This is a genomic window from Amycolatopsis sp. DG1A-15b (assembly GCF_030285645.1).
Taxonomy (GTDB): Bacteria; Actinomycetota; Actinomycetes; order Mycobacteriales; family Pseudonocardiaceae; genus Amycolatopsis.
This window is the reverse complement of the sequence record NZ_CP127296.1, coordinates 6295599-6315126: the sequence shown is the minus strand read 5'-3', so window position 1 is coordinate 6315126 and position 19528 is coordinate 6295599. Positions and strand designations below refer to the sequence as shown.

The following is a 19528-nucleotide window of genomic DNA, read 5'->3' as shown; positions in this document are numbered from 1 at the left end:
TCAGAGCAGTGGCGGCACCGCCGCATCGATGAGATGCGGGCCGGGCTCGGCGAAGGCCCGCTGCAGCTGTTCGGCGAGTTCTTCGGCGGTGGTCGCGCGGGAGGCGGGCACGCCCATGCCCTCCGCGATCTTCACGAAGTCCATGTCCGGCCGGGAAAGGTCGAGCAGGTCGTTCGCCTTCGGGCCGCCCGAGGCCGCCCCGACGCGCTGGAGTTCCAGGCGGAGGATCGCGTACGCGCGGTTGTTGAGCAGCACCGTCGTGACGTTCAGGTTCTCCCGCGCCTGCGTCCACAGCGCCGAGATCGTGTACAGCGCACTGCCGTCGGACTGCAGGTTCAGCACCGGCCGGTCCGGCGCCGCGACGGCCGCCCCGGTCGCCACCGGCATGCCGTAGCCGATCGCGCCGCCGGTCAGCGTCAGGACGTCGTGCCGCGGCGCGCCGGCTGTCGCCATCGGCAGCATCAGGCCGGACGTGTTGGCCTCGTCGGCGATGATCGCGTTCTCCGGCAGCAGCGCCCCGATCACCTCGACCCAGTTCTGCGGGGTCAACGGCCCGCTCGGCAGCGACGGCCGCGACTCGGGAGCCAGCACGGGTTCGGTGTCCGCGGCGACCAGGCCGGCGACCTCGGTCAGCGCCCGCGTCACGTCCTGCCCGGCCGACGCAAGCGTGTGCACCTGGGCGCCTTCGGGCACCAGATCGCTCGCCTTGCCCGGGTAGGCGAAGAACGACACCGGCGCCTTCGTGCCCGCGACGATGACGTGCTTGATCCCGTCGAGCTGGTAGGCGACCTGCTCGGCGAGGTAGCCGAGCCGCTCGATCGACGGCAGCCCGGCGCCGCGCTCCAGGCGCGCCGGGAACGTTTCGACGAACACCTTGGCGCCGGTCGCGGCGCCGATGCGGCTGGCGGCGCGCAGGCCTTCCTCGCGGCACGCGCTGCCGCCGACGAGCAGTGCGACCGGTTCGCCGGTGCCGAACACCGCGGCGATGTCCTTGACGGTCGTGGCGTCGACGGCCTGCGGCACGCGCGGCGGGATCGGCGCGCAGGTCTCGCCGCCCTCGCCCCACGAAGCGTCCGCGGGCAGGATCAGCGTCGCGACGCGGCCGGGCGCGTCCTGTGCGGCGGCGACCGCGGCGGCGGCGTCCGCCCCGACGTCCTTGGTGTGCTCCGAGCGGCGCACCCAGCCTTCCAGCGAGCCCGCGAGGGCCTCGATGTCCGACTCCAGCGGCGCGTCGTACTGCTTGTGGTAGGTCGCGTGGTCGCCGACGACGTTGACGACCGGCGTGTTCGCGCGACGCGCGTTGTGCAGGTTCGCCAGGCCGTTGCCCAGGCCGGGGCCGAGGTGCAGCAGCGTCGCGGCGGGCTTGCCGGCGATCCGCGCGTACCCGTCGGCCGCACCGGTGACGACGCCTTCGAACAGCGCGAGCACGCCCCGCATTTCGGGGACGGTGTCGAGCGCGGCGACGAAGTGCATCTCCGACGTGCCGGGGTTGGCGAAGCACACCTCGACACCGGCGTCGACCAGCGTGCTGATCAGGGACTGGGCGCCGTTCATCTCACTCATGCGGTTCCTTCGGGAAAGAGAACGCCGGGGTTGAGGATCCCGGCGGGGTCGAAGCTCTGCTTGATCCGGCGCATCAGCTCGATCTTCGCCGGGTCTTCGAGTTCGGAGTGGTAGCCGGCCTTGGTGCGGCCGAGGCCGTGCTCGCCGGAGATCGCGCCGCCGAGTTCCATGGCGTACGCGAAGATGTCCGTGAGCAGTTTCTTGCGTGTCGCGGGGTCTTTGCAGAAGATCCCGAGGTGGACGTTGCCGTCACCGGCGTGCCCGCAGCCGAGCGCGCCGCCGCCGGCGGCCATCGCCAGCTCGCGTGCCTTCGTGATGAACTGCGGCATCGCGGTCCGCGGCACGACGACGTCGATCACGTCGTCGGCGCCGACGGCCTTCGCGGTCCAGAAAGCCTTCTCGCGGGCCTCGATGAGCTTGCGCGCGGCACCGCCGTCGAGGACGTAGACATCGGCCGCGCCGAGTTCGCCGAGCAGCTCGCCGACGGTCTCGACGTCCTCCTCGAGGCGTCCGGTTTCGCGGTTCTCCAGCGCCACCACGAGGTACGCCTCACACGTCTCTCGGATCTTGTCCGGGACGCCGAGCTCGAGCTTCTCGTTGTAGACGATGGCGGCCATCGTCATGTTGTCGATGTACTCGAGGATGTGCGGCGCGAGCCCGCTGGAGAGGACCGCCGGCACCGCGGCCATCACCTGGTCGAAGTCGCCGAAGGGGGCGAGCACCGTGGCGCCGTGGGCCAGCCGCGGGTACAGCTTCACGGTGACTTCGGTGGCCAGCGCGAGGGTGCCCTCGGAGCCGATGATCAGCTGCGTGAGGTCGTAGCCGGTGGAGATCTTCGACGTCTTGCCGCCGGTGCGGATGATCTCGCCGGTCGGCAGCACGGCCTGCAGGCCGAGCACGTTGTTGCGGGTGACGCCGTACTTGACGGCCCGCATCCCGCCGGCGTTGGTCCCGACGTTCCCGCCGACGCTGGCGCTCAGCTCACCGGGGTAGACGGTGTAGCTCAGCCCGGCTTCGGCGGTCTTGGCGTCGAGCTCGGCGAGGGTCACCCCGGGCTGGACGACGGCGACGTGGTTGCCGGTGTCGACTTCGAGGACCGCGTTCATCCGTTCGAACGAGATCAGCAGGCCGTCTTCCTGCGGCCGGGCCGCCCCGGAAAGCCCGCTGCCGGATCCGCGGGCCGTCACGGGGACGTTGTGCTCCGAAGCGGCTTTCAGCAGCTCCGCGACTTCTTCGGCCGTTGCCGGCTTCGCGACGTACGCAGGCTTCTGCGGCTCCGCCGTCAGTGCCTCGTCGTGCGCGTAGTCCTCCGAGATCGCCTCGCCCGTGAGCAGGTTCTTGTCCCCGACGATCTCGGCCAGCCGTGCTGCCACGTCGCCCATCGGCAGTGTCTCCTCCGCGCCGTCGCTGTGGTTACCGCAGCGTAGTACGTACCGGCGGTACGCCGCCATGAAGGATTTTCACGTTTCGGCGCGGAGGAGGCCTGGTAGTCAGTTCGTCGTGGTCAGGGCGTCTTGGAGCAGTGTCAGCGCCTGCCGGGCGACGACGTTGAACAGGCCCATGGTCGTGTCCGGCCGGGCGAACAGAACCAACAGGATGGATCCCTGTACGGGAAAGACGCAGACGTGCCCGAGAGAGCCCTGGAACATCGCTCCCCGTGCCTCGCCAAGGCCGGCCTGGCCGATGAACCTCGTGGCGAGCCCGACGGCGGCGGCCGCCATGGCCGCCACGCTGTCGTCTTCGATTTCCTGCGTGTCGCTGGCCAGCAGCAGGCCGTCGCGGCTGGCCAGCAGGAGCCCGGTGATGTTGGCCCGGTCGACCTTGTCGCGGATCTCCTGGAGTGCCTTGGCCACGGCCGCGGCCTCGGGGTGCGACGGCTGGACCTTCTGTGGTGGCGGGAAACTTTGGGCCGCGCCTTGCCTGCGCGTCGGCAGGGGAATCGGGGGGCCGGGTACCTCGGCCGGCATCCCCGTCACACGACCAGCTCGGCTTCGATGTTCTTCAGGTAGTGCCGCGCCAGCGCGAGGTTGGCCCGTTCCCGGTCCAGGACGAGGTAGAGGAACAGCGCGGAGTCGACCTTGGCCGGCCTCAGCAGGCGGATCAGGTGGTACTGACGGCCCAGCGTGATGAGGATGTCCTCGATCTCGTCGTTGAGCCGGAGGGCGGAGATCACCCGCAGCTTGGACCGGACGACTTCGGTGTTGCCCGCGGCCGCGGTGTCCAGGTCCAGCCAGTCGCCGCCGCCCAGTGTCCCGAGCGCCATCCCGCTTTCGTAGTCGACCAGGGCGGCCCCCACCGCGCCCGTGATGGAAAGGGCTTCCTTCAACGCCGTTTCGATGTTCATGTGGCTCGTCTTCTCCTAGTCCCGACGCCTCGACGTGCCGACCCCAGTGGTCAGGTTCGATCACCCTAAAGTTGCTCGATCCGTCCGCATATCCCCGAACGGCCTAATCGAGCTGCTCTGTTCGCGCTATCAGGTCACGCACAGTAGAAACCGTGGATTTAGCTCAGACTAAATCTCTAGCGGGTGACGACGACGGCGGCGAAGCTTCCGGCATGACCTCGACGTACACCTTCGAAGACGGCCTTTCCGTGCACCGGCTGGGTTTCGGCGCCATGCGGCTCACCGAATGGGACCACGTGAAAGCCGGCGCCACGGCGGTCGCGCGTCGTGCGGCCGAGCTCGGCGTGACCTTCTTCGACACCGCCGACGCCTACGACCTGGGCCTGAACGAAGAGCTGCTCGCCGACGCGCTTCACCCGTATCCGGGGCTGTTCATCGCGACGAAGTGCGGGCACGCCCGCCCGAGCCGGGGCGAGTGGGTTCCGCTCGGCCGGCCGGAATACCTCCGCCAGCAGGCGGAACTTTCGCTGCGGCGCCTGCGCGTCGACCGCCTCGACCTGCTGCAGCTGCACCGGCTCGACCCGCAGGTGCCGCTCGCCGACCAGATCGGCGCGCTCGCCCGGCTGCGGGAGGAGGGCAAGATCGCCCGGATCGGGTTGTCCGAGGTCAGCGTCGCGCAGCTGGCCGAGGCACGAGCCATCGCCCCGATCGCGAGCGTCCAGAACCGCTACAACCTGACCGATCGCGCGTCCGAAGACGTCCTCCGCTATTGCGAGCGCGAAGGCATCGCGTTCGTCCCCTGGCTCCCGATCGCGCGCGGTGACCACGCCACGGCGGGTGGTCTGCTCGCCAAGGTCGCGGCCGGCGTCGGCGCGACACCCGCGCAGGTCTCCCTCGCCTGGCTGCTGCACCGTTCGCCGGTCGTGATCCCGATCCCGGGGACGTCGTCTGTCCCGCACCTGGAGGAAAACTGCGCGGCCGCTGACGTGACGCTCTCCGACGAGGATTTCGAGCAGCTGACCGCGCTCGGCTGAACCCGGCCCGGCCGTGGTTTCCCGCGGCCGGGCTCGAGGTTCCGGCGTCAGGCGCGGGCGAACGAGAGCGTCTCGCCCTCGACACCCCGCAGCCACAGGTCCTGTGCGGCCGCCGCCATCTCGGCCAGGCCCTCTTCGATCGTGGCGAACACGTTGCCGGGCACCCAGCCCGCGTCGCCGTTGATCAGCAGGTTGTTGCGGCCGTAGAAGATCGCCAGGTCGGTTGCGCCCTGGTCGCTGTGCGCCTCGCTGTCTTCGTCGTAGCCGTACGCCGGGTTGCCGATTTCCCAAGCCTCGAAACCGAAATAGACGACGTCGCCGGGGATCGGCGTGATCGTCGGGTTCTCCCGGCCCGGCTTGGGTTCCGCGAACGGCGGCACGAGGGTGTAGACCTCGTTGCGCGCGTACTTCGCGTGGTAGGCGGAACCGCTCTGCGGCAGCGCGTCCCAGACCGCTTTGCAGGTCCGCGGTGCTTCGTCGTCCAGCAGCCGGGCGCGGCAGGAGACACCGCGCTTGTCGAGGGTGATCGTGATGTACCGGGCCACGCTCAGCTCCCCGTGACCGAGGCGACGACGTCGCCCCAGATCCGCAGCGCGTCGTCGACCTGCTCGGCGGTGACGACCAGCGGCGGCACCATGCGGACGACGTTCATGTACGGCCCGCAGGTGAGCAGCAGCAGCCCGTTCTTCGCCGCCGCCTGCTGGGCGGCCTGCGCGGTGGCCGTGTCGGGCTCGCCGCCGTCGGTGCTGAACTCCGAGCCGACCAGCAGCCCGAGCCCGCGCACCTCGCCGATCGACGGCGTCTTGTCCGCGATCACCCGCGCGCCCTCGAGGAGCTGGCGGCCGCGCTCGGCGGCGTTTTCGACCAGGTTCTCCTGCTGGATGACTTCGAGCGTCGCGATCGCAGCGGCGCACGAAACGGCGTTGCCGCCGTACGTCCCGCCCTGCGATCCCGGGAACGCCTTCGCCATCAGCTCCTGCGAAGCGGCGATGCCGGACAGGGGGAAGCCGCTCGCCAGGCCCTTCGCGATGAGGACGATGTCGGGGGAGACGTCGAAGTGGTCGTGGCCCCAGAACTTCCCGGTGCGGCCGAAGCCGGTCTGGATCTCGTCGACGACGAGCAGGATGCCGTGCCGGTCGGCGCGCTCGCGCAGGCCCGCCAGGAACTCGGTGTTCGCCGGGACGTACCCGCCCTCACCCAGCACGGGTTCGACGAAGAACGCGGCGGTTTCGTTCGGCGCGCAGACGGTCTGGAAGAGGTAGTCGAGCTCGCGCAGGGCGAACTTCGTCGCCGTCTGCTCGTCCCAGCCGTAGTGGTAGGCGTACGGGAACGGCGCGACGTGCACGCCGGCCATCAGCGGGCCGATGCCGGCGCTGAACCGCGTCCCGGACGTCGTCATGGTCGCGGCGGCGACCGTCCGGCCGTGGAAGCCACCCTGGAAGACGATGACGTTCGGGCGTTTCGTCGCCTGTCGCGAAAGCCGCAACGCCGCTTCGACGGCTTCACTGCCCGAGTTCGCGTAGAAGAGCGAGTCGAGCCCGCTCGGCAGGACCGCGCCGAGGCGCTCGGTCAGCTCGAGGAGCGGCTTGTGCATGACCGTCGTGTACTGGCCGTGGACGAGCTTGCCGATCTGCTCCTGTGCGGCCCGCACGACGTGGGGGTGGCAGTGGCCGGTGCTCGTGACGCCGATGCCGGCGGTGAAGTCGAGGTGGCGTTTGCCCTCGACGTCGTAGAGGTAAACCCCTTCACCGTGGTCGACCACGACGGGCGTTGCCTGCTTGAGCAGCGGAGAGAGCTGGGCCACAGCGTGCTCCTCGGTCGGTTCGAGCGGGTTGTCGATTGTTGACAATATCCATAGCATGGCCCTCGGGACAACACGTGAGGAGCAAGTCGGGATGAGCGCGAGCACCGAGTCCGGCGTCGTCGAGGCGGTCGGCAAGGAACTGTTCATCGGCGGCAAGTGGGTCGCCGCCCAGGACGGCAAGACCTTTCCCGTGGTCGACCCGGCCACCGGCAAACAGCTGTGCCACGTCGCCGACGCGTCGCCGTCGGACGGTGTCGCGGCGCTGGACGCCGCGGTCGCGGCGCAGGCCGATTTCGCGAAGATGGCCCCCCGCGAGCGCGGCGAGATCCTGCGCCGCGCCTACGAGCTGCTGATGCAGCGCCAGGAGGAACTGGCGCTGCTGATGACCCTGGAAATGGGCAAGCCGCTCGCCGAGTCGAAGGGCGAGATCGCCTACGCCGCCGAGTTCTTCCGCTGGTTCGCCGAAGAGGCCGTCCGCATCGACGGCGGCTACGCGACCGCCCCGAACGGCGCGGGCCGGTTCCTCATCACGAAGCAGCCGGTCGGGCCGACGCTGCTCATCACGCCGTGGAACTTCCCGATGGCGATGGGCACGCGCAAGATCGGCCCGGCGATCGCCGCGGGCTGCACCTCGGTGATCAAGCCGGCCGCCCAGACACCGCTGTCGATGCTCGCGCTGGCCGGCATCCTCGCCGAAGCCGGACTGCCCGAAGGCGTGCTCAACGTCGTCACGACGAGCGACTCCGGTGGCGTGATGGAGCCGCTGATCCGCGACGGCCGCGCCCGCAAGCTCTCCTTCACCGGTTCGACCGGCGTCGGCCGCAAGCTGCTCGAACAGTGCGCCGACAAGATCCTGCGGACGTCGATGGAGCTGGGTGGCAACGCGCCGTTCCTGGTCTTCGACGACGCGGACATGGACGCGGCCATCGACGGCGCGATGCAGGCGAAGATGCGCAACATCGGCGAGGCCTGCACCGCGGCGAACCGGTTCTACGTGCAGCGCGGCGTCGTCGAGGAGTTCGCGCGGCGGCTGACCGAGCGCATGCAGGCCCTGCCGATGGGCCGCGGCACCGAGAAGGACGTCGTGGTCGGCCCGCTGATCGACGACAAGGCCGTCGACAAGGTGACCGAGCTGGTCAAGGACGCCACCGACCGCGGCGCGAAGGTGCTCACCGGCGGCTCGGCCGTCGACGGGCCGGGACACTTCTACCCGGCCACCGTGCTCACCGACGTCCCGCAGGATGCGCGGCTGACGCACGAGGAGATCTTCGGTCCGGTCGCCCCGATCACGCCGTTCGACACCGAAGAAGAGGCCGTGGCGAAGGCGAACGACACCGAGTTCGGGCTCGTTTCCTACCTCTTCACCAGCGACCTCAAGCGCGCGCTGCGGGTTTCGGAAGCGCTGGAGGCCGGCATGATCGGGCTCAACCAGGGCATCGTGTCGAACCCGGCGGCGCCGTTCGGCGGGATCAAGCAGTCCGGGCTGGGTCGCGAAGGCGGCTCGGTCGGCATCGACGAGTTCCTGGAGACCAAGTACATCGCGGTCGCCCTGTGAGTGCGTACCGCTTGGCGAGCATCCCGGGCGACGGGATCGGCGTGGACGTCACGGTCGAGGCCCGCAAGGTCCTCGACCGGGCTTCCGCGCGGTTCGGCTTTTCGCTGGAGTGGACCGAGTTCGACTGGAGCTGCGAGCGGTACGCGCGGCTCGGGTCGATGATGCCGGACGACGGCGTTTCGCAGCTGTCGGCGTTCGACGGGATCCTGCTCGGCGCGGTCGGCTTCCCCGGCGTGCCGGACCACGTTTCCCTGTGGGGCCTGCTGATCCCGCTGCGGCGGGCGTTCCAGCAGTACGTCAACCTGCGCCCGGTGCGGTTGCTGCCGGGCACGACGTCCGTGCTGGCCGGGCGGAAGGCCGAGGAGCTGGAGCTGGTCATCGTCCGGGAGAACTCCGAAGGGGAGTACTCGGCGATCGGCGGGCGGCACAACGCCGGCCGGCCGGACGAATTCGTGCTGCAGGAGTCGGTTTTCACGCGCGTCGGCGTCACGCGGATCATCCGGTACGCGTTCGAGCTGGCGCGGACGCGGTCTTCCCGCGTGTGCTCGGCGACGAAGTCCAACGGGCTCATCCACTCGATGCCCTTCTGGGACGAGATATTCGCCGAGGTCGCCGCCGGGTACCCCGATGTCCACAGTGAACAGATGCACGTGGACGCCTTGGCGGCGCGAATGGTCCAGGCGCCGGACCGGCTCGACGTCGTGGTGGCGTCGAACCTCTTCGGCGACATCCTCAGCGACCTCGCGGCCGCGATCACCGGCGGGCTCGGCATGGCACCGTCCGGCAACATCAACCCATCGGGTGAATTCCCGTCGATGTTCGAGGCGGTCCACGGGAGCGCTCCGGACATCGCGGGGCAGGGGATCGCCAACCCCGTCGCGCAGATCCTGGCGACCGCGATGCTGGTCGAACACCTGGGTGAAACCGTTGCGGCGCAAGCGATTCGCACCGCGGTGGACCGGGTGCTCGACGAGGGCCGCGTGCGCACGCCCGACCTCGGCGGCCCGGATACCACAGAACGGCTCGGCACGGCGGTGGCCGAAGCGCTGGGCTGAGTTTTTGTCGGTGCCCTCCGGCACGGTGGTTCCCGAGCCCACCGAGGGGGAGGAGACACCGATGTGCTTCGAGTGCGAGAACCGGGACAGACCCGGTTACCTGGAACGGCTTCGCGGCGGCGTGGCCGAGCGGGGCTGGCTGGTGCAGGGAGTGGAGGGAACCGGGCCGTACCCGCCGTGGGCCTACACGATCGGCCTGAGCGGGTACGGCTTGCCGGAGCTGGTGGTGACCGGCCTCCCGGCCCTCGCGGCCGGCGGCTTGCTGAACTCCCTGGCTGCCCACGTCCTGCGCGGCTCACCACCCACGGCGGGCGAACGCATCCCGCTGCCCGACGGCCCGCTGGTCGAGGTCGTCGAGCTCACGGAGCCGTCGGTGCACCTGGTCTTCGCGGCGGCGCTGTACGGCCCGGAAATCCGTGCGCTGCAACTGGTCCACGCGGACGCCCAGGGCCGCTTCCCCTGGTCCCCCGACTACCGCGACGGCCGAGCGGGCCAGCCGGTCCTGGGACCCCGCCATGCCCACTGACCCGCCCCGTCCCACCCCCAACTTCCGCCCCCAGTCACGCGAGTTCCGCCCCCGATCACGCGAGTTCCGGCTCCGATCACGCGAGTTCCGGTCCCAGTCACGCGAGGTCGGGTTCCGGTCACGCGTGTCGTCCACTCCGGTACGCGAGTCGGCCCTCCAAGTACGCGTGTCGTCCACTCCAGTACGCGAGCCGGCCCTCCAGGTACGCGTGTCGGCCCTCCGATCACGCGAGTCGACCGTCCAATCACGCGTGTCGGCCCCGCGATCACGGCACCGGCGGGGCTTGCCCGTCCGTCAAGCTCGTGCCCGGCGCGAGCCGCTGGACCGCGTCCTCCATGTGGGCCTCGAGGAGCGTCAGCGCCGTCTCCTCGTCGCCGTCCCGAAGCGCCTGGATCAGCTTCGTGTGCTCCTCCACGCGCTCCTCGACCCGCTGGTACGTGCTCTGCAACGCCGTCAGGCACATCCGCGTCTCGATCAGCAGCGTCCGGGCCATCCGCACGAGCCGCTTGCTGCCGGAGGCGTTGATGAGGGCCTCGTGGAACTTCAGGTCCGCCGTCGAGAGCGCGCTGGGGTCGTCCTCGCTCGCCGCGGTCGCCATCTCGGTGACGGTCTGCTCGAGCAGGTCCGCGATCCGGTCGCGGTCGCCGCCGCGCAGGGCGCGCAGCATGGCGGCTCGCTCGATCGCCGAACGGGCGGCGTAGATGTCGTAGACGTCGCCCGGCTCGAGGTCGATCACGAACAGCCCACGGTGCCGTTCGCTGCGCAGCAGCCCTTCGGACACCAGGTGCTGCATGGCTTCCCGGAGCGGCCCCCGGGACACCTGGAACCGTGCGGCCAGCTCGCTCTCGCCGAGCTGGGTCCCGGGCGGGAGGGCGCCCGTCATGATCGCGTCACGCAGCTGGCGCGCGATGACGGCGGCCGTCGACTCGCGGCTCACCGGTTCGATCTCGGGCAGCATGCCCGGTGGCAGGGCCATGTCAGGCGCTCCCGCGCGGTTGGTGCCGGAAGAGCGCGCCGAGCGAGCGGACGAGCCGGTGCCGGCCGGTCAGGCGCAGGCCCTCCCAGACCGTGACCTGGTTGGCGGTCAGCACGGGCTTGCCGAGCGCGGCTTCCACCGCGTTGATCTCGCCGAGGGTGCGCATGGCGGTGTCCGGCACGAGCACCGCGTCGGCGTCGGGGTGGTCGTGGCTCACGGCGAGCTCGACGACGGCCTCCGGGCTCATCGCGCCGACCTCGGCCGCCGTGACGATGTCCGCGCTGGCCATCGAGACGACCTCGATGCCGCCGGCCTTCAGGAAGTCCACGAACAGCCGGGCGATGTCGTCCGGGTAGCTGGCCGCGACGGCGACCCGCTTGACGTCCAGGGCACGAGCGGCGTGCACGAACGCGAAGGAGGTGCTGGAGGCCGGGACACCGGCGACGGCGGCGAGGCGGTCGGCCTGGTCGCGGGCGCCTTCCCAGCCGTAGACGAAGCTGCCGCTGGTGCACGCCCAGATGACCGCGGCGGGTTCGTGCTTGGCGAGGAGGGCGGCGCCGTCGGCGAGGCGGGCCTCGCTGCCGAGGTCGAGCAGCTCGGCCACCGCGTGCTTGTCGGTGCCGTAGATGTGCTCGACCGCCAGCCGGATGTCGCCCTCGTCGACGGCCATGCCGCCGAGCAGCTGCTCGGCCAGCGGATAGTCGTCTTCGGCCGCGTGGTCGGGGTAGATGAAACCGATGGTGGTCACGGAACCTCCGGAGGGGACGCAAATTGTCGACAATCCTAGAGGGAAGGTCAAGGAAAACCTTCACGACACGTCACGGAGCCACCTCCCGGGTCCGACGATGGGGAGGTGCATCCGGCGCAGGCATGCCCACATCGTCAGCTGGTTGGCGGTGAGCACCGGCTTGCCGAGCGCGGCTTCCAGCGGTTCGATCAGGTCGTAGGTGGGGAGGTTGGTGCAGCTGACGAAGATCGCTTCGGCGTCGCCGTGGTCGGCGGCGAGGATGCGCTCGGCGATGGTCCGGTAGCTGACCTTCCAGATGCCGCCGCCCAGGCCGAGGTGGTCGCTGGCGACGGTCGTGACGTCCAGCTCGGCGAGGAAGCCGTGCAGGGCGGCGGTCAGGTCGGCGTCGTAGGGCGTGAGCACCGAGACACGGTGGAGGTCGAGCTGGTGCAGCACTTCGGCGAGCGCGCCCGAGGTGGTGACGGCGTCCGGCGCGCCGGCGTCGCAGATCGCCTTGGTCAGCGAGCGCTCGTAGTCGACGCCGTTGACGAAGCTGCCCGACGTGCAGAGGTAGGCGACCACCTCGGGCTCGACGTGCAGCACGTCGCGGGTCGCGCTGGCCAGGTGGTGGCTGTCGCTGACCAGGCGGGCCATCTCCATGCTGACCGGCACGGGCTCGTACGGCGTGCGGGCGAGGTGGAGGGAGACCTCCATCGGCACCCAGCGCCAGAGCTCGCGCTCCAGCGCGAGGTCGAAGGGGGCGATGACGCCGATGCCGCGTTGCGCCAGCGGGCCGTCGAACGCCAGGAAGTCGAAATCCAAGGCTCAGCCTCCGGAATACGTCTGTGTGTGACACGTCCGGTGCTCCGGGGGTCGTTCCTCGGATTGTTGACAATCATACGAGTGACTTTTACCGTGTCAACGTGATCGCCTCGGAACACCGGGAAGCTCCCGTCCTGGCCGTGCTCTGCGGCGAGTCCCGCCCACCGGACATGCGTGCTGTCGAATCCGGGGCGGTCGTGCGTTACACGGACGCGGCGGGCCTTGCCGAAGCGTTGTCCGGGGCGGACGCCCTCTTCGTCTACGACTTCCTCTCCACGGCCGTGCCCGGCGCGTGGCACGCGGCCGACCGGCTGCGCTGGCTGCACATCGCCAGCGCGGGGGTCGACCCCGTGCTGTTCCCGGGGCTGCGGGAGAGCGACGTGGTCCTGACGAACTCGCGGGGCGTCTTCGACGACGCCATCGCGGAGTACGTGCTGGGCGTCGTGCTCGCCTTCGCGAAGGACTTCGCGCGCTCGCACGACCTGCAGCGCGAGGGCCGCTGGCTGCACCGCGAAAGCGAGCGGATCGCCGGGCGCGAGGTGGTGGTCGTCGGCACCGGGCCGATCGGCCGGGCCATCGCGCGGCTGCTGCGCGCGGCCGGGATGCGGGTGAGCGGTGCCGGGCGCCGGGCGCGTACCGGCGACCCCGACTTCGGCGTCGTGCACGAGTCCGCGCGGCTCACCGAAATCCTGCCGCACGCCGATTACGTCGTCGCGGTCGCGCCGCTGACCGAGCACACCAAGGGCATGTTCGACGCGCGGGCGTTTGCCGCGATGAAGCCGTCGGCGCGGTTCGTCAACGTCGGCCGGGGCGAGCTGGTCGCCACCTCCGACCTGGTCGCGGCGCTCGAAAGCAAGGCCATCGCCGGGGCCGCGCTCGACGTCTTCGACACCGAGCCGCTGCCGGCCGAAAGCCCGCTGTGGACCCTGCCGGACGTGCTGATCTCGCCGCACATGTCCGGGGACTTCGTCGGCTGGCGGACCACGCTGGTCGAGGTGTTCACCGAAAACTTCCGCCGCTGGCGCGCTGGGGAGCCGCTGCGCAACGTCGTCGACAAGACGCTCGGGTACGTGCCGTCGGGGAACCAGGGAGCCGGATGAACGACAGGATGCTGACCGCCAGCGAGCTCGTCGCCGCCTACGCGACCGGTGAGCTTTCGCCGGTCGAGGCGACGCAGAACGCCCTGCAGGCCATCGAAGCCCGGGACGGCGAGTGCAACGCCTTCTGCCTCGTCGACGCCGATCGCGCGCTGGAGCAGGCGAAGGCGTCCGAGGTCCGGTGGCGGGACGGTAACCCGATCGGGTGGCTCGACGGCGTGCCGTCGTCGATCAAGGACATGTTCCTCACCCAGGGCTGGCCGACCGTGCGGGGCTCGAAGAGCATCGACCCGGACCAGCCGTGGGACGTCGACAGCCCGGTCGCCGCGCGGATGCGCGAGGCCGGCCTGGTGCTGCTGGGCAAGACGACCACGCCCGAGATCGGCTGGAAGGGCGTCACCGACAGCCCGTTGTGCGGCATCACGCGCAACCCGGCCGACCCGTCGAAGACGGCGGGCGGGTCGAGCGGCGGCAGCGCCGCGGCCGTCGCGGCGGGGATGGGCGAGCTGTCGGTCGGCACGGACGGCGGTGGCTCGGTGCGGATCCCGGCGTCGTTCTGCGGCATCGTCGGGCTGAAGCCCACCCACGGCCGGATCCCGCTCTACCCGGCGAGCCCATTCGGCCCGCTCTCGCACGCCGGGCCGATGGCGCGGTCGGTGGACGACACCGCGCTGCTGCTGGACGTGCTGTCCCTGCCCGACCACCGCGACCCGGCCGCGCTGGCGCCGCCGGTGGGGTCGTTCCGCGAGGCCGTCCGGCGGGACGTGCGCGGGCTGATCGCCGCGTTTTCGCCGACGCTCGGCTACGTCGACGTCGACCCCGAGGTGGCCGGGATCGTCGCCGGCGCGGTCCGCGCGCTGGGCGACGCCGGCTTGCACATCGAAGAGACCGACCCCGGGTTCGCCGACCCGAAGCCGGCGTTCGACGTCCTGTGGTCTTCGGGGGCGGCGAAGCTGCTGGACTCGTTCCCGCCCGGGTCCGGGGAGCGGACCGACCCCGGTCTGCGCCGGGTCTGGGAACTCGGCGGGAAGTGGACGGCGAGCGACTACCTCGACGCGACCGCCGAGCGCGCCGCGCTGGGCATCCGGATGGGCGAGTTCCACACCCGCTACGACGTGCTGATCACGCCGACCCTGCCGATCGCGGCGTTCGAGGCCGGGCACGACGTGCCGCCGGGCAGCGGGCTGAGCGAGTGGCCGGAGTGGACGCCGTTCACGTACCCGTTCAACATGACCCAGCAGCCGGCGATCAGCGTGCCGGCCGGGCGCACGTCGGCGGGGCTGCCGGTCGGCCTGCAGATCGTCGGGCCGCGGCACTCGGACGACCTCGTGCTGGCCGTGGCGAAGCTGCTGGAGGAAGTGCGGCCCTGGGCGCCCGCCTGACCACACGTGAGGGTGAAACCCGGACCGGAGTGCGGGAAGCTGTGCCACTGTCGGCCGGGTGAACGCTCCAGGCTGGCGGTACGAACGTGTCATCCCGACCGTCGACGTCACCGGGGAGCCGATGCGGGTGGTGGTCGGCCTGATCGAGCAGGGCGACCGGCTGGCCGCCGCGCTGCGGGTGGACGACGGCAGGGCGGCGCTGGTCCCGCTGGAGACCGGCGGTGAACTGCTGAAGGCCCTGCGCGAGACGCTGGAGAGCTGGTGGCGCCTCGACGGCCACCGCGACCTGACGTCCGGACCGCGCGTAGGCCGGTAGCCGGGCGCGGCCGGTGCCCCGCGTAGGCCGGTAGCGGGGGCGCGACCCGGTGCCCCCGCGTGGGGCGGTAGCCGGGCACGACCCGGTGCCCCGCGTGGGCCGGCCGGAGCTAGCCCGGCGCGTCCGAGCCGGCCGGCGCCCGGCGGACCAGCCCCCGCACCTGCGAGCTGCACAGCACGAGTGCCGTCGCGACGACGACCAGGGCCGCGCCCCCGGCGAGCGTCGCCGACCGGCCGGCGTGTTCGGCCAGCGGGCCCGCGGTGAGCTGGCCGATCGGCATCGCGACGAACGAGCCGAGCATGTCGTAGGAGTAGACGCGGGCGAGCTTGTCCGGCGGGATGTTCTCCTGCAGCGACACGTCCCACGCGACGGAGAACTGTTCTAGGGCGACGCCCGAGAGGAACATCGCGGCCAGCAGCGGCAGCAGGTACGGCGTCCGGCCGAGGGCCAGCATCGGCAGCGCCCCGGCCATGACCACCGCGACGCCGGTGAAGAGCATCCGCCGCGGCTGCCAGTGGGCGGCGAGGACGCCGCCGACCAGCGATCCCGCGGTCTGCCCGGCCAGCGCGAACCCCCAGCCGGTGCGGCCGAAGGTGTCGTCGGCGACGAGCGGGCCGAGCACCAGCAGCGCGCCGGCGGTCACCGCGTTGACGATCATGAACTGCAGCACCACCAGCCACACCCACGCCCGGGCGCGGAACTCCCGCCAGCCTTCGGCGAGCTCGGCGAGCGGACGGCTGCCGGGCAGGCGTTCCCCGCGCGGCAGCCGGATCCGCCGGTACGCGAGCGCGGCGGCGAGGAAGAGCAGGGAGTTCGCGGCGAGGGCCCACCCGGAGCCGGCGAAGGCGACGAGCACGCCGGCCAGCCCGGCCCCGGCGATGCGGCCGGTGTTCGAAAGCAGCCGGACCAGGGCGTTCGCCTGGGTGAGCAGCGAACCGGGCACGGTCGACGGCGTGAGGGAAGCGGCCGCGGGCAGCGAGATGGCCGAGACGGCGCCGTTGACGAACCCGAGCCCGGCCAGCAGCGGGATCGAAGCGAATCCACAAAGGACACTCGCGGCCACGACGGCCTGGGTGAGGGCGGCGGCGGTCTCGGTGCCCTGCAGGATGACGGACCGGGGGAGCCGATCGGCCAGCATCCCGCCGAACAGCAGCAGAAGCACGTTCGCGAGCGAACGAGCCCCGACGACGATCCCGAGATCGACGGCGGACCCGGTGAGATCGACCACGGCGAAGGCGAGCGCGAAGGGTGCGACCGCGTTCCCGAACTGGGCCAGGCTCCGGCCGGCGACGAGGGCGCGGAACGGAGCTGCCCGCAGCGGGGCGAGGAGTGACGCGGTCACGGGAGCGGCTCCGGCCGGGGAGGACGCGGCAGTCGCGCGGCCGCCGGCCGGCGGAAGGGCGCGTCAGGCCGGTGCGGGTCGCTCATCGGCGATCGGCGATGAGCGGTCACCGGGAGGCACATGGCTTCAGCCAATCACCGCTGTCAACGGCTTAAAGCACGTACGTCGTGCCGTCCGGCGGCAGCGAGGCACCCGCCGCCAGCACGGCGGCGTGCTCGGCCGACGCCGGGTCCAGCACCGGGTTCGTGTTGTTGACGTGCGTGAACGCCCACCGCCGCCCGTCGATCCGGGGCAGGCTCGCCGTGATCGGCAGGTGGCCCATCGCGAGCTGGTCCGGCCCGCCGACGCCGGCCATCTCGTCCGGCGCGTAGAACGTCCCGTCCAGCAGGACGAGAGAAGCGTCCGCGACGAACTCGTCGAACCCGGCGGGCCAGCTGCGCAGGCACGGCGCGTACACCAGCACCCCGCCGGTCGCCGGGTCCGAAATCCGGTAGGCGACCACCCAGGGGCCCTCAACCGGAGCAGTGGCGTACTTCGGCCGCTTGTCGCTCACCGGCAGCACCTCGACCCGCAACCCGGGAATGTCCACAACGGACGACCACGTCCAGCCGCCGTAGCCGTCCAGAACGGCGCGGAACGGCGACAGCGCGGCCAGCGCCGCCGGTGGCGCCCACACCGGGAGCCCGCCCGACTCGCGCAGCATCAGCAGGCCCAGTGCGTGGTCGAGTTCGGCGTCCGTCAGCAGCACCCCGCGCAGCGGGATCTCACGCGGCCCCGGCCCGGCCCGCAGCTCCGGCGTCCCGAGGATCTGCGCCCGGATGTCCGGCGAGCAGTTCAGCAGGTACCAGCCGGTGCCGTCCGCGCTGATCGCGACGCAGTCCTGCGTGCGCGGCACCAGCCCGGACGTGCAGAGGCGGCAGGCGCAGTTCCATTGTGGACACCCGCCGCCTGCCGCGGTGCCGAGCAGGATCACCTTCACCGGCGCATGACCAAATCAGCCACCGGAGGGCGGCTCAGGACCAGATCGACCGAGGAACGCCGCGGCGAGCGCGAGCACACCGGGTCCGTGGCCGCGGCGTCGCCGGTGAGCAGGAACGCCTGGCAGCGGCAGCCACCGAAGTCGATTTCGCGACGGTCGCACGTGCGGCAGGGCTCGGTCATCCACTCCTCGCCGCGGTAGGCGTTGAACGACGACGAGTGGTACCAGATCTCGGCCAGCGGCGTGTCCCGCACGGACGAAAGCGAAAGCGTCGTGATCGCCGACGCCGCCGGGCACGGCAGCACCGTGCCGTCCGGGGTCACGGTCAGCTGCCGCGCACCCCAGCCGTACATGCACGGCTTCGGGTACGGCTCGTGGTAGTCGGCGACGACGTAGACGATCTCCATCGTGCCCCGCAAGCGCGCGACCGCCGCACGCACCACCGGCTCCGCGGCCGCGAGCTGCGCGGCCGTCGGCATCAGCGCGTCCCGGTTGCGCAGCGCCCAGCCGTAGTACTGCGTGTTCGCCAGCTCCAGCCGGTCCGCGCCCATCCGCTCGGCCAGCTCGATGATCCCGGCCAGCTGGTCGTGATTCTGCCGGTGCAGCACCACGTTCAGCGACAGCGGCAGCCCGGACGCCTTCACCAGCGCGGCCGCGGCGAGCTTCCGGTCGTGCGCCTTCGCGCCGGCCAGCAGGTCGGCCCGCTCCCGGGTCGCGCCCTGCGCCGACAGCTGGACGTGTGCCAGCCCGCGTTCCACGAGGTCGTCGAGCCGCGACGACGTCAGGCCGAGCCCCGAAGTGACCAGGTTGACGTAGCAGCCGAGCCCGCTCGCGTGCGCGACCAGTGCCGGCAGGTCCGGCCGGAGCAACGGCTCGCCGCCGGACATGTGCACCTGCAGGACGCCGAGTTCGCGGGCCTGGGACAGCACCGACAGCCAGTCCGCTGTGGACAGTTCGGCGTCCCGGGTGGTCAGTTCCACCGGGTTCGAGCAATAAGGACAGTGCAGCGGGCAGCGGTGGGTCAGCTCGGCCAGCAGGCCCAGCGGCGGGCTCACGTCCATGCGACGACCCGCCGTTCGCCCAGCCGGGCCAGCACGGACAGGACGTCCTGCGCGAGCACGCCGGAGTAGCGCTCGGAAAGCGCCGCCGTGATCTCGGTGACGGACCGGGCGCCGTCGCAGAGCTCGAGCACCGCGGCCGCGGTGGCGTTCGGCACCAGGACACCCTCCGGGAACAGCAGCACGTGCGTCTCCCTCACGTGGTCGAAGGACAGCCGGACGCCGCGGCGCAGCTGCGGAACCGACTCGGCGGTGATCACGCGGCCGCCCGTTCGATCGCGTCGAGCATCGACCACAGCACGTCGCACTTGAACGACAGCGCGGCGATCGCGCGGTCCTGTTGTTCGCGCGTGACGCAGTGGCGGACCACGATGTCGAGGGTGTCCTTGCCTTCGCCGGAAACCTTGTCGATCCGGTTGGTGAAGTAGTCGAGGTCTTCGCGCGCGATCCACGAATAGTTCGCGAGCATGTCCGCCACCCGCTGCCGCATCAGGTGCCCGGCGAACATCTCGGTCAGTCCCGACGCGACGGCCTCCTGCCACGGTTTCGTCCGCGCGAAGGTCACGTAGGCGTCCACGGCGAACCGGACGCCGGGAGCGACGTGCCGTTCATCGAGAACCTCGTCGCGGTCCAGGCCGACCGCCGTGCAGAGCCGCAGCCAGCGTTCGATCCCGCCGGTACCGGCGCTCACGCCGTCGTGGTAGACGATCCGGTCGAGCCACTGGCGGCGGATCTCCGGCAGCGGGCAGTTGCTGATGATCGCCGCGTCCTTCCGCGGCAGCACGCACTGGTAGTACCAGCGGTTCGCCGCCCAGATCCGCAGCGCGCGCTCGTCGAGCTCGCCCGCGTGCAGCCGGCGGTGGAACGGGTGCGTTCCCCAGTACCGGCCGGAAAGACCGCGCAGCGCGTCGATGAACGCGCTTTCCGGGAGTGGCTCGACCGGCATCC

At 71.2% G+C, this 19528-nt stretch carries 21 protein-coding genes; 7 read left to right on the top strand and 14 right to left on the bottom strand.

Annotated elements, in window-relative coordinates; translation table 11 throughout:
- The 4 genes from QRY02_RS28975 to QRY02_RS28960 form a co-directional block, all read right to left on the bottom strand.
- Positions 1 to 1554 (bottom strand): acetolactate synthase large subunit, encoded by a 1554-nt coding sequence (locus QRY02_RS28975; RefSeq protein WP_285993942.1) that lies wholly within the window; start codon positions 1552 to 1554, stop codon positions 1 to 3.
- Positions 1555 to 1559: 5 nt separating this feature from the next.
- Entirely contained in the window at positions 1560 to 2945 is a 1386-nt protein-coding gene (locus QRY02_RS28970) for an FAD-binding oxidoreductase (protein WP_285985999.1), read from the bottom strand.
- Between the two features lie 108 nt (positions 2946 to 3053).
- A complete protein-coding gene (locus tag QRY02_RS28965) occupies positions 3054 to 3530 on the bottom strand; it encodes a roadblock/LC7 domain-containing protein (protein WP_285993941.1) in 477 nt (158 codons plus the stop codon).
- Between the two features lie 5 nt (positions 3531 to 3535).
- A complete protein-coding gene (locus QRY02_RS28960; protein WP_285985998.1) occupies positions 3536 to 3907 on the bottom strand; it encodes a hypothetical protein in 372 nt (123 codons plus the stop codon).
- 212 nt (positions 3908 to 4119) lie between these two features.
- Here QRY02_RS28960 and QRY02_RS28955 point away from each other — a divergent pair, with 212 nt between their 5' ends.
- A complete protein-coding gene (locus QRY02_RS28955) occupies positions 4120 to 4941 on the top strand; it encodes an aldo/keto reductase (protein WP_285985997.1) in 822 nt (273 codons plus the stop codon).
- Positions 4942 to 4988: 47 nt separating this feature from the next.
- Here QRY02_RS28955 and QRY02_RS28950 read toward each other — a convergent pair whose 3' ends face one another.
- Entirely contained in the window at positions 4989 to 5486 is a 498-nt protein-coding gene (locus tag QRY02_RS28950) for a DUF3830 family protein (protein ID WP_013229621.1), read from the bottom strand.
- 2 nt (positions 5487 to 5488) lie between these two features.
- A complete protein-coding gene (locus tag QRY02_RS28945; protein ID WP_285985996.1) occupies positions 5489 to 6745 on the bottom strand; it encodes an aspartate aminotransferase family protein in 1257 nt (418 codons plus the stop codon).
- 91 nt (positions 6746 to 6836) lie between these two features.
- Here QRY02_RS28945 and QRY02_RS28940 point away from each other — a divergent pair, with 91 nt between their 5' ends.
- From QRY02_RS28940 to QRY02_RS28930, 3 genes are all read left to right on the top strand, one after another.
- Positions 6837 to 8300, top strand: coding sequence for an NAD-dependent succinate-semialdehyde dehydrogenase (locus QRY02_RS28940; RefSeq protein WP_285985995.1), 1464 nt, complete (start codon positions 6837 to 6839; stop codon positions 8298 to 8300).
- The gene (locus tag QRY02_RS28935) at positions 8297 to 9355 is read left to right on the top strand and encodes a tartrate dehydrogenase (protein ID WP_285985994.1); all 1059 of its coding nucleotides are present in this window, start codon (positions 8297 to 8299) and stop codon (positions 9353 to 9355) included. Before QRY02_RS28940 ends, QRY02_RS28935 begins: the two co-directional genes overlap by 4 nt.
- A gap of 61 nt (positions 9356 to 9416) precedes the next feature.
- A complete protein-coding gene (locus QRY02_RS28930; RefSeq protein ID WP_285985993.1) occupies positions 9417 to 9881 on the top strand; it encodes a DUF4262 domain-containing protein in 465 nt (154 codons plus the stop codon).
- Between the two features lie 265 nt (positions 9882 to 10146).
- Here QRY02_RS28930 and QRY02_RS28925 read toward each other — a convergent pair whose 3' ends face one another.
- Genes QRY02_RS28925 through QRY02_RS28915 form a run of 3 tightly spaced genes read right to left on the bottom strand, consistent with a single transcriptional unit; the run spans position 10147 to position 12406 of the window.
- Positions 10147 to 10857 carry a GntR family transcriptional regulator gene (locus tag QRY02_RS28925; protein WP_285985992.1) on the bottom strand — a complete coding sequence of 237 codons (711 nt, stop codon included), beginning with the start codon at positions 10855 to 10857 and terminating at the stop codon, positions 10147 to 10149.
- 1 nt (position 10858) lies between these two features.
- A complete protein-coding gene (locus tag QRY02_RS28920) occupies positions 10859 to 11605 on the bottom strand; it encodes a maleate cis-trans isomerase family protein (RefSeq protein WP_285985991.1) in 747 nt (248 codons plus the stop codon).
- Between the two features lie 60 nt (positions 11606 to 11665).
- Positions 11666 to 12406 carry a maleate cis-trans isomerase family protein gene (locus tag QRY02_RS28915; RefSeq protein ID WP_285985990.1) on the bottom strand — a complete coding sequence of 247 codons (741 nt, stop codon included), beginning with the start codon at positions 12404 to 12406 and terminating at the stop codon, positions 11666 to 11668.
- A 101-nt stretch (positions 12407 to 12507) separates the two neighbouring features.
- Between QRY02_RS28915 and QRY02_RS28910 the strand changes: the two genes are divergently transcribed.
- Genes QRY02_RS28910 through QRY02_RS28900 form a run of 3 tightly spaced genes read left to right on the top strand, consistent with a single transcriptional unit; the run spans position 12508 to position 15201 of the window.
- Positions 12508 to 13506, top strand: coding sequence for a D-2-hydroxyacid dehydrogenase (locus QRY02_RS28910; protein ID WP_285985989.1), 999 nt, complete (start codon positions 12508 to 12510; stop codon positions 13504 to 13506).
- A complete protein-coding gene (locus QRY02_RS28905) occupies positions 13503 to 14885 on the top strand; it encodes an amidase (RefSeq protein ID WP_285985988.1) in 1383 nt (460 codons plus the stop codon). The genes QRY02_RS28910 and QRY02_RS28905 overlap by 4 nt, the downstream gene beginning before the upstream one ends.
- Positions 14886 to 14943: 58 nt before the next feature.
- Complete coding sequence (locus QRY02_RS28900) at positions 14944 to 15201, top strand: hypothetical protein (RefSeq protein WP_285985987.1); 258 nt, start codon at positions 14944 to 14946, stop codon at positions 15199 to 15201.
- Positions 15202 to 15310: 109 nt separating this feature from the next.
- Here the strand turns inward: QRY02_RS28900 and QRY02_RS28895 are convergent, their stop codons facing one another.
- From QRY02_RS28895 to pqqC, 5 genes are all read right to left on the bottom strand, one after another.
- Entirely contained in the window at positions 15311 to 16543 is a 1233-nt protein-coding gene (locus QRY02_RS28895) for an MFS transporter (RefSeq protein WP_285985986.1), read from the bottom strand.
- 151 nt (positions 16544 to 16694) lie between these two features.
- A complete protein-coding gene (gene pqqB, locus QRY02_RS28890; RefSeq protein ID WP_285985985.1) occupies positions 16695 to 17522 on the bottom strand; it encodes a pyrroloquinoline quinone biosynthesis protein PqqB in 828 nt (275 codons plus the stop codon).
- Complete coding sequence (gene pqqE, locus QRY02_RS28885; RefSeq protein WP_285985984.1) at positions 17519 to 18583, bottom strand: pyrroloquinoline quinone biosynthesis protein PqqE; 1065 nt, start codon at positions 18581 to 18583, stop codon at positions 17519 to 17521. The genes pqqB and pqqE overlap by 4 nt, the downstream gene beginning before the upstream one ends.
- The gene (gene pqqD / locus QRY02_RS28880) at positions 18574 to 18840 is read right to left on the bottom strand and encodes a pyrroloquinoline quinone biosynthesis peptide chaperone PqqD (protein ID WP_285985983.1); all 267 of its coding nucleotides are present in this window, start codon (positions 18838 to 18840) and stop codon (positions 18574 to 18576) included. The genes pqqE and pqqD overlap by 10 nt, the downstream gene beginning before the upstream one ends.
- Positions 18837 to 19526, bottom strand: coding sequence for a pyrroloquinoline-quinone synthase PqqC (gene pqqC, locus QRY02_RS28875; protein WP_285985982.1), 690 nt, complete (start codon positions 19524 to 19526; stop codon positions 18837 to 18839). Before pqqC ends, pqqD begins: the two co-directional genes overlap by 4 nt.
- Between the last annotated feature and the right edge of the window lie 2 nt (positions 19527 to 19528).